Below are 1400 nucleotides of genomic sequence, written 5' to 3'. Positions count from 1 at the left end.
TACCTCGGGAAACAACCAGTCGTGAGGGGCGTCGCGGACGACGTGAACATGCCCGGATTTATGGTCCGCGGCCAGGGCACCGCCTCCAACAGCCAAGATACCCCGCTTGCCCTGCCTCCCGAGCGCCTCGACAACAGTGGCTGTCATCCGGTCCGGATCGACGCCTGGCATGCTTCCGAAGCCGACGTAGACTGGCGGCTCACCTTCGGCGAGGAAGGCTGCCAGATCGTCTGGAGGTCGCCAGTTCTTGCTGTCGAGAAACCAGTAGCCACTCACCAGCACGTCACTGCCCCAGTCCGGAGGGACCGGCACCACATGGCGACTGTAGGCATAAAGCGTGCCGTTGGAAGCAATAGCGGGCGTCCTGCGTCGCGCCAGACCAAGCCGTTCCACCCTCCAGGTCGAGAGCAACGTGCCGAACAGAAGTTCCGCGCCCCTGATCGCCCCGATATGGCTGATCCGGTTGAACCAGCCCAGATCTCTGAAAGGCAACATCGGGCTGGGAAAAGTGGCGGTCGGCGTAAAGCCAGGAAGAGGCGAGGCCAGAATAAATGGGCACTGAAGCGCCTCCGCCATGTGTGGCACCGCGATCGCCTTCGGATGATGCACGAAGATATCTGGGGTGAAGGCCTGGGCTGCTTTCCATTCCGCGTCGAACAGGCTTCGCATCATCGGACGTGCATACTTGAGCAGCTTGAAGCCGGCACTGAAGCCCTTGCCGCCGGCGATCGCCGCCTTTCCTTCCGGAGTATCGAGAAGTGCGAGAAACTCTCCAGGCAAGGGGGCGAATGCGACGCCGTGGTCTTGCACCATGCTCTCGAACTGAACCGGAGCAGCGAGCTGTACGCGATGTCCTCGCTCGATCAATCCCAATGCCAGAGCGATATAGGGTTGAACGTCCCCGCGCGTGCCGAGCGCATGAATGGCTACCCTCATTGCTCCGTCACCTCGCTTCCGCCTGGTTCAAGAGCCGTTGTTGCAAATGTGACTGGGCGGCTCGGTGGCGATCTTTCTGAGCAGCCATCTCGCTACGAGCCGAACCATCCCATCGCCCCCGCGCCTACGATCGCGACCTGTGCTACTGCGAGGAGGGCCAGGACTCCGACTACGAGGAAAAGCCGCTTCGTGCTGATATTCATTTCGTCGTCCACTCAAGCCACTGTTGTTGTTTACAGTCAAGGGCCGGACGCCCGCAACGAGCGGCTGGCGACTTTCCCCAGCGTCAGTCCCTGAACCACGATCGTGAAAATCACGACGGCATAAGTGGCGGCAAGCAGAGCCGCCTTGAACGGCGTTTCCGGAAGGGACAGCGCCAAGGCGATCGATATGCCGCCCCTGAGACCTCCCCATACGAGAACGATCACGGTCCCGCGAACGAAGTCATACTGTCTGCGGAGCAG

At 61.2% G+C, this 1400-nt stretch carries 2 protein-coding genes; both read right to left on the bottom strand.

Going from position 1 to position 1400, the window contains the following annotated elements; translation table 11 throughout:
• On the bottom strand, positions 1-936 hold a 936-nt coding region (locus tag RWK44_RS34740), incomplete at its 3' end, for a glycosyltransferase (protein WP_316030164.1).
• Between the two features lie 239 nt (positions 937-1175).
• A partial coding sequence (locus RWK44_RS34735) for a cation:proton antiporter domain-containing protein (RefSeq protein WP_316030163.1) occupies positions 1176-1400 on the bottom strand: 225 nt, incomplete at its 5' end.

Source organism: Rhizobium sp. 25PS6 (assembly GCF_032464655.1).
Classification (GTDB): Bacteria; Pseudomonadota; Alphaproteobacteria; order Rhizobiales; family Rhizobiaceae; genus Rhizobium; species Rhizobium laguerreae.
This window is presented reverse-complemented; position numbering and strand designations above follow the sequence as displayed.